This window comes from Dokdonella sp., from assembly GCF_035703485.1.
Taxonomy (GTDB): Bacteria; Pseudomonadota; Gammaproteobacteria; order Xanthomonadales; family Rhodanobacteraceae; genus Dokdonella.
In genome coordinates this window covers 1-7,786 of record NZ_DASSYD010000101.1, presented here as the reverse complement: position 1 = coordinate 7,786, position 7,786 = coordinate 1, and the positions used below count along the sequence as shown (strand labels likewise).

The window sequence follows — 7,786 nt, the reverse complement described above, 5'->3', positions numbered from 1 at the left end:
ACCGCCGGGACTTCGATGGGCCTGTTTGGCTCTGGCCAGACTGGGTGGGTTTGCTGACACGAAGCGAACAGGACGTCCGGGTTGGGATGCCCTGTGGCGGGGTTGGGCGCGCCTACAACAACGCATTGAGGGCTATCACCTTGCCCAAGAAATGATGCCAAAGATGTGATCAAGAGACAGTGCCTTCGCAGGGGCGACGAGAAGTGGGTTGGTGATTGCAAAGTTTGCTGGCTTCAGGAGCGGCGAGCTGTCGGTTGACGATTGCCAGAGTTATCGGCTTCAGGGATGACCAGCGGTTGTCAGTGGCTTCGGCCAGCTTGCGACCTTCAGGCGGAACTGGTGATTTGCCGCCACAAGCAGCGACCCAGCACCAGTAACCCTCGCACCCCAATCCACCGTCGCCCCTGCGCAGGCAGGGGCCCAGCGCCCCATCGCTTTTAGCTTGGCTTTCTGACGATCCCGTCCAGATCGAGGGGACTCCGCTGAGCACGCATCGTGCGCGCCAAAGCGAAAAGCAAAGATCAAACCACAAACCACAAACCACAAACCACAAACCACAAACCAAGGCCCCTCATCCGCCTTCCGGGCACCTTCTCCCGCAGGGCGGGCCTGATCAACGCCGGTTGAGCCAGTCGCGCACTGTTTCGCGCATACAGGGAGGGCACGCGCACAAGCGTGAAAAACTGCAGAGGAAGTGGGCGATGAATCAGATTAACAAGCAATCTGTTTGTGCATTGTTGATGGGGGCAGTATTTGCTGCCAGCAGCGGCGGCGTTTCCGCACAATCAATCGAAACGAACGCGTTCATCGGTGTAAGCAATCTCGAGTACAACGGCTACGTCTACGTCGCAGGGCTTGTATATCAGAACAACACGAACGGCCCCGCCGAAGCCAATCTCGCCGAAACACCGTTCACGGGTCTCAATGACTCGGGATCCTCCCAAACTCTCAGCTTTTCCGGTGGAGTCCATGCATACGTCATCGCGCCCGGACAGCGGCCTGGGCTCCATGTTGCGGTGAATGCCTCGCTGCTGAACACGTTCTACAACTCAGAAAATCCCCCGTATTTCGACGCAACGTCGGAACCGTTCGTGTTCAATCCGGACGGCGTTCCGGACAACTTCGATGCCAGCGGCGACGTGCGCAAGGTGGAGCTGTTTTCGTTCGGTGGTTTTGGCACCGGCAATTTGTACGCGCGCTATGTCTATCGCATTCATGGTCACGTTTCGGGCGATGGATTCAGGGGCGCTGGCATCATTTTTCAGGTGGGCAACAATGCGTCGGAATACGCATCCTTCGAGCCCAACCTTCCGAATGGAGAAATCGTTGGTACCTACGCTACCCACAGTTACCCCGTCGGCAACGGCGTAACCCACGAGCAGAAATCCACATTCACGGTCATGTATGGGGCCGACACGCAAAGCGTGCCGGAAGGCTCGAACATCACCGGTTCGTTTGACTTCGGCGAGACCGTCACTCTGGATCGTATCGAGGTGGTCGATGAGAACAACAATCCGGTGTCGGGTTGGACAGTCACCACGGGCTCTGGCCTGGATTACGACTTACCCATTTTTCGCAGCGATTTCGACCCGGTGCCGCCTGAACCAGAAGCGATCGCATCGAACGCCGAGGAGATTTGCGCACGCATGCAGCGTCTGCAGCCCGTCGCACCGATGATCATGCGTCGTACCTCCTACTGCGATGGACCGATCGGCGCGATCCGCGAAATCAAGTTCCGCAGAGTGGGTGCAAGCAGCACGAACGCGCAGGATTGATCACGCAAGCAAAGCGTCGACTGCAGAGCCTTGTAGCCGCCTACTTGCCGATTCCCGTGTAGTGGCCGTTGCTCTCCTGGGCGCGGCCGAGGGTGACCAGCATTTCGAGGAGTTGCGGCAGGCGTTTTTTCCATGTGCCTCTGGATTTGAAACGCGCGGCGACGTCGTCGACGCTGAGGGCGAGTGGGCTGGCGGCGAGCACATCAGCCACCGCGCGGACTTGATCGATTGCATCCTTGGGCCAGGGCAGGGGTTTGCCGATGAGTGGGGCGGTGATTGCCTCGGCTTCGTCGGTTTCGATCTCGGCTTGATCGGGTGCCGTGGCCGCGGAGGGATTCTGGAATTCGGGGCGCAGCCAGCGGATCAGGCCGCGTGCTTCCTCGGCGGCGCGTTCGGCGTTCAGCGCGACCAGACGTTCGAGGATGGCCTCGTCGAAGGCACGCCTGGCATCGTCGCGCGGCATTTCTTCGCTGGCGGGATCGTTGCCCATCCCTAGCCGCAGCAACGGCAGCAGGTCGGACCAGCCATAGGCATCGAGCACGGCGGCGTCGATTTCATCGTGCAACTGGCGCAGCACCGAGACCAGACCGTGTTCGTGGATGACGCGCTCCCTGGCCGACAGCACTTCGCCGCTGCGCAGTTTTTCGAGCACGTTGTACATGCCGGTCAGGGTCAGATCGGGGTGCGCGGCTTGCTGGCGTTTGCGCTGGGCGTCGAGTTGTTCGGCGAGGTTGCCGATGCGCTCCGATTGAACGTCGTTGAGGATCGGGAACGGGAATTTCTCAAAGCAGATCGTCTTCACGTATACAGGTCGATCTTCCAGAGTACTTCCTGACGCTAGCGCCCAAAATTTATGTATGACGCTAGATAGCACGCCAAGTATTGCTGGGTCGTCCAAAGCGATAGCGATCAATTTATTGTCCGGTGCGATACTTACATCAAGAAACTGAAACGTTCGATACTTTGCGGTTTCGACGGTAGCGATATAGCAAGTTAACCCTTCAAGCGCCGGACGAAGGGAACGACGAGGCTCACCATGAATCCACCAGCTATCGCGATATGATTTTCTAGAATTTTGGTCCCGTACCGGCTTTACATGCTCAAGTATATGTTGGAATAAAGCGGGGAATCGATTTCGGATATCATCTATTTCCAGTCCGAACAAATCTATTACCATCACTTCGCGTGGTGAATCGGTTAGATCGCGACCATTTCGGTATGGCCGAATGAGCGATTTCAGGCCATCGACGGTTCCGAGTCCAAGGCTCGCCGCACGTTCTGGAGTAACAATAAAGCCTGCGCCAATAAGCTGTAATCCACGATGGCTGATATTGAGATTGGCGCGCAAAGTGTGGCTAGAGCCGACATCTGCTCCGCTACGCAAATCGGCATGAATCAATCCAGTGCGATGACGCAAAGTAATGGCGACCTCGTCCTTTTCCGTGTCCGTTTCGCTTTCGACAATCCGCAATTGTCCTTCAGCATCGCCGACCATTCCCACCGTCATCGCAATCCGCACAGCGGCACCATCCGCCGAATCAACCCAGGGATGATCGGGAATTGCGAAGGCCAGCGACAGCGGCTGCTTGCTGCTACCCATCGCCGCCTCAATCACGCGCCGATTGAAAGTCTGCCGAATCGAATTGGTGGTGATAAATCCAAAGCGTTCGAGCGCGCCGTGTTGGGTGAGCACGGCGGCGTGATGCCACCAGTACATGACGAAATCGGCGGACTCGGGGACTTCCGGCCAGGTCGCGCGCAGGGCTTCGGTATAACCATCACCAAGTGCGGAGCGCATCGTGCTGGCGCCAATAAATGGCGGATTGCCGACGACAAAATCCGCCTCCGGCCAGGCCGCCTTGCGCGGATTCACATAGCGCTCCAGCGGTACGCGGGCGCTGTCATCGGGAATATCGAGGCCGGTTACCGGTGACTTTTTGGTGGTGACGCCATCCCAGTGCATGACCGGCACGCCGTGTTCATCGCTGACGTGTTCCATGTGGTCGTAGGCGAGCACGGCATCGCGGTTTTCGATGTTCTTGAAATCGCGGACCACCGGTTGCGGTGGCTGCACATCGCCGCGGGTGCGGAAGTGCCATTGCAGATAACCGATCCAGAGCACGACTTCGGCGATGGCGGCGGCGCGTGGATTCAGTTCGATGCCGAGCAACTGGTGTGGATCGACGGTTTCGCCGGCCTGCGAGTCGGCGCGTTCGCCATCGATGGCGAGGCCGGTCTGGCGGAAGCCGATTTCATCGAGGGCGTTGAGCACTTCGCCTTCGAGGCGCTTCAGGTGTTCGAGGGTGACGTAGAGGAAGTTGCCCGAGCCGCAAGCCGGATCAAGTACACGCAGCGTGCACAGACGATGGTGGAAGCCGCGCAGCACCTTGACCGCGTCCTTCTCCTTGCCTTCGGCGGACAGGGTCAGCGCGGCGGCCTGGGCATCGCTCCATTCGGCGCGCAACGGTTCGATCACGGTCGGCAGGACGAGGCGTTCGACATAGGCGCGTGGCGTGTAGTGCGCGCCGAGCTTGTGCCGCTCGGTCGGATCAAGCGCGCGTTCGAGCAGGGTGCCGAAGATGGCCGGTTCGACGTGCTCCCACTTGGCCCGTGCCGCTTCGATGAGCAGGCCGATCTGTTCGCGATCCAGCGGCAGGGTTTGCGGATCCTTGAACAGCTTGCCGTTGAACCGGAGCACATCGTGGGCGATGGCTGGCGAGAATCCGCCGGAATCCATGTTCTGCCAGAGAATGGCGAGCATGCGCATGGCGGTCGGCGGATCCCCGGCATGCTGGATCAGCAGATTGCGGAAGCTCTCCGCCGGCAGCAGCTTCACATCCTCGGCGAACATCGTGAACAGGCAGCGCATGAGGAATTGCGCGACCAGCTCGGGACTGTGCCTGGCGGCCTCCAGGCTGCGCGCGAGGGCGGCGAGGCGCGTGGCGATCTCGCGGGTGACGCGGGCGGATTCGCGCGAGGGATCGAGCGAGAGCGGATCGGTCCAGATGCGGCGCAGGCGATCGCGCAGTTTCTCGTCGCGCAGATCGGTCAGCGCAATGCGATGGCTGCGCGGGTCCGGAAACGGCGTGTAAGTTGCGCCCGAGCGCGAAAACTCCGAATACAGCTCGATGCGGTTGCCGACATCGACCACGATCAGAAACGGCGGCCGGCCTTCGCCAGCGGGCAGGGCGCGGGCGTATTGCTCGGCCTGGCTGCGTGCGCGCAGCAGCGCATCGTCGAAACCCTTGCTCTGTGGCGCGGCCTTGAGCTTTTTCGATTCGAGGACAAAGGAGTTGCGGCGATACAGATCGATGCGGCCGGGACTGGTGCTGCCATCGCCGTGGACGAAGCTGATCGGGCGCTCGAACATGTAGGCCTGCTCGGCGTCCGGGTGCGGCGACTCGACCCCGAGCAGGCCGCACAGATCAATCAGGAACGATTGCGAGGTTGATAGCTCGGAGGCGGTAATTCCCTGCCACTTGGCGATGAAATCATCCGCCGCATCCTTGTCGATCCCTGCCATGGAGGTTCCCCTGTGTTCGATCCACAAGGCTAGCTGATGCGCGGCGCTTCGTCAGCACGTTTGCCGCCGAATGATCGCGCTTGGTGGGATCTTGCCTTGCTTCTTCGATCTTTATCTGGAATCGCTTTCTGCGGGCGGCCATTGCTTGGCGGAATGCAGTACACCGACAACTTCCACCTGGTCGCCCAGCACGCGATAGACCACGATGTAATTTGGATGCACGACCACCTCGCGAGTACCGAGAACCCGACCAGTTCGGTACATGCGAGGATGCTCGGACAGTGGAAGCACTGATGCTTCAATAAGGTCGATCAGATCTTCGGCGGCGATCGGGTTGAACTGGGCAATGTAGCCAGCGATTGCATCCAGCTCATCCAGCGCTTTTGCGTTCCAGCGGATAGGCAGCATTACGCCGTCTTTTGATTACGCTTCGCAGTTTGAATAGTCGTTCGGATTCGCGCCATCGCTTCATCATGCGCCACGCTCGGTCGCGGGTCGTCGATAGCCGCCTGCACCTTGGCGCGAAACCATGCGTCGTGCGCTTTCGGGTCTGCAGTGAGGCCTGCCGGCAAGCCTCCTTCCTCAGCGACTCGAGTCAGCAAGATACGCACGGCATCCGAAACGGTCAGTCCGACGCGGGCGAGCGTTTCGGTCGCTTCCGCTTTTAGTTGATCATCAATACGGACATGCAACATCGAAGTTTGAGCAGCCATATTCGCCTCTCCAGGTGGATCATGCCAAGTGTATCTCAATTGAGATGCGGAAAGTGGTTGTCACTCGTCTCGCGCCGCTTTGACTAGCAGACCCACCTGGTCGCTCTTCGAAGGCCGGGCTTGCCGATCAAGCGCCCTTGTTGTGCGCACGCATGGCGCGCTGCTTGTCGCGCTGCCAATCCTTGTCCTTGAGGGTGTTGCGCTTGTCGTGATCCTGCTTGCCGCGGGCGAGGCCGATCTCGATCTTGACCTTGTTGCCTTTCCAGTACATCGCCAGCGGTACGATCGTGTAGCCCTTGCGTTCGACCGCGCCGACGAGCTTGTCGATTTCGCGGCGATGCAGGAGCAGCTTGCGTGTGCGGCGGTCGTCGGCGACGACGTGCGAGGAAGCCGAGATCAGCGGCACGATCGAGGCGCCGAACAGGAAGATTTCACCATTGCGCACGATCGCATAGGCGTCAGTCAGGTTGATTCGGCCGGCGCGCAGGCTTTTGACTTCCCAGCCTTGCAGGGAAACGCCGGCCTCGTAGCGTTCGTCGATGTGATATTCGTGGCGCGCGCGTCTGTTCAGCGCAATGGTTCCGCCGCTCTTCTTGTCCTTGGCGTTCTGTTTGGTCATGCTGTTTTAAGTTGATCCTTGGCGGCGCACCCAAGCTGTCGCCGCTATGCTGTATGGAGGGGTTCGCGAGTGGTTTCAAGCGCGCCTGTCCTGTCCTTGTCGTTTGCAGGTGCCGCCTTGATCCAGATCCGTCGCAGCGCATTGGTACGCCAGACCCCCGAAGTGATGTTTGATCTCGTCAACGAGGTTGAAGCATACCCGAGGCGGTTTCCGTGGTGCGCCGGTTCGGCGGTGCTTGATCGCGATGAAGCGAGTCTGGTGGCGCGGCTGGATGTGCGCCTGGCCGGTATGACGCAAAGCTTCACCACGCGCAATACGGCCGATCGGCCGGGTCGCATCCACATGCATCTGGTTGACGGGCCATTCCGCACGCTGGAGGGCGAATGGACATTTCTGGCCCTTGGTGATGCCGGTTGCAAGATCGCCTTTGCGCTGGATTTCGATTACTCGGGTCGCTTCACGGCACCGGCGCTGCGTCTCGGCTTCCAGAATCTGGCCGACCGCATGGTCGATGATTTTTGCAGCGAGGCGCGTCGTGTCGAAGCCTGAGCGGGTGCGTGTCGAAGTCGCCTATGCCGAATTGCAGCGACAATTCCTGCGTGCGCTCGAAATGCCTGCCGGCGCGACTGTCGCCGACGCACTGACTGCATCCGGCGTTGAGCACGAATGCGCCATCAAGCTTGACGAGTTGCGCACCGGGATCTGGTCGAAACCGGTTGATCGCAGCCGTGTCGTGGGTGATGGCGATCGAATCGAGCTTTATCGACCCTTGAAGATCAATCCGATGGAAGCGCGCAGGAAGCGAGCGAAGCAAAAACGACCGGGTTCATGAACCGGCTGCTGGATCAGCCCTGGCCGCGGCGCTTCTTCTTGTTGTCCTCTTCACGCTTTTCATCCGGATACTGGCGCTTGTACTTGCGCGCATCCTTGATCAGCATTTCGGGATCTTCAGGAAAGTAGTCGCCTTCGATCCGCGCCAGTGAATCGTTCTCGAAAAAGAGCACCAGATCCTTGCGATCCATCTTGCCGCGACCGCGCTTGATCGTGGAGACATAGTCCCAGCGCTGCTGATCGAACGGGCTGATGATCGAGGGCGAACCCATGACCACCAGAACCTGACGTTTGCTCATGCCCGGCTTCAAGGTTTCGACCTGTT

8 protein-coding genes and 1 pseudogene are annotated in these 7,786 nt (G+C 59.6%); 4 read left to right on the top strand and 5 right to left on the bottom strand.

Annotated features, from left to right (window positions below; genetic code table 11):
* Both VFN25_RS07515 and VFN25_RS07510 read left to right on the top strand, forming a co-directional pair.
* Positions 1–169: pseudogene (locus VFN25_RS07515) on the top strand (IS4 family transposase); the annotation flags it as partial.
* Between the two features lie 454 nt (positions 170–623).
* Entirely contained in the window at positions 624–1,775 is a 1,152-nt protein-coding gene (locus VFN25_RS07510; RefSeq protein ID WP_325140435.1) for a hypothetical protein, read from the top strand.
* Positions 1,776–1,815: 40 nt separating this feature from the next.
* Here the strand turns inward: VFN25_RS07510 and VFN25_RS07505 are convergent, their stop codons facing one another.
* The 4 genes from VFN25_RS07505 to smpB all read right to left on the bottom strand — a co-directional run bounded on the left by VFN25_RS07505 (position 1,816) and on the right by smpB (position 6,630).
* Complete coding sequence (locus VFN25_RS07505) at positions 1,816–5,298, bottom strand: class I SAM-dependent DNA methyltransferase (RefSeq protein ID WP_325140434.1); 3,483 nt, start codon at positions 5,296–5,298, stop codon at positions 1,816–1,818.
* 111 nt (positions 5,299–5,409) lie between these two features.
* Positions 5,410–5,706 carry a type II toxin-antitoxin system RelE/ParE family toxin gene (locus VFN25_RS07500; RefSeq protein ID WP_325140433.1) on the bottom strand — a complete coding sequence of 99 codons (297 nt, stop codon included), beginning with the start codon at positions 5,704–5,706 and terminating at the stop codon, positions 5,410–5,412.
* Entirely contained in the window at positions 5,706–6,011 is a 306-nt protein-coding gene (locus VFN25_RS07495) for a type II toxin-antitoxin system RelB/DinJ family antitoxin (RefSeq protein WP_325140432.1), read from the bottom strand. The genes VFN25_RS07500 and VFN25_RS07495 overlap by 1 nt, the downstream gene beginning before the upstream one ends.
* 127 nt (positions 6,012–6,138) lie before the next feature.
* Positions 6,139–6,630 carry an SsrA-binding protein SmpB gene (gene smpB, locus VFN25_RS07490; RefSeq protein ID WP_325140430.1) on the bottom strand — a complete coding sequence of 164 codons (492 nt, stop codon included), beginning with the start codon at positions 6,628–6,630 and terminating at the stop codon, positions 6,139–6,141.
* Positions 6,631–6,747: 117 nt separating this feature from the next.
* On the opposite strand from smpB, the gene VFN25_RS07485 reads away from it, so the two are divergent.
* Both VFN25_RS07485 and VFN25_RS07480 read left to right on the top strand, forming a co-directional pair.
* Positions 6,748–7,179, top strand: coding sequence for a type II toxin-antitoxin system RatA family toxin (locus tag VFN25_RS07485; protein WP_325140428.1), 432 nt, complete (start codon positions 6,748–6,750; stop codon positions 7,177–7,179).
* Positions 7,166–7,462, top strand: coding sequence for an RnfH family protein (locus VFN25_RS07480; RefSeq protein ID WP_325140426.1), 297 nt, complete (start codon positions 7,166–7,168; stop codon positions 7,460–7,462). Before VFN25_RS07485 ends, VFN25_RS07480 begins: the two co-directional genes overlap by 14 nt.
* A gap of 13 nt (positions 7,463–7,475) precedes the next feature.
* Here VFN25_RS07480 and VFN25_RS07475 read toward each other — a convergent pair.
* A partial coding sequence (locus tag VFN25_RS07475) for an outer membrane protein assembly factor BamE (protein WP_325140425.1) occupies positions 7,476–7,786 on the bottom strand: 311 nt, incomplete at its 5' end.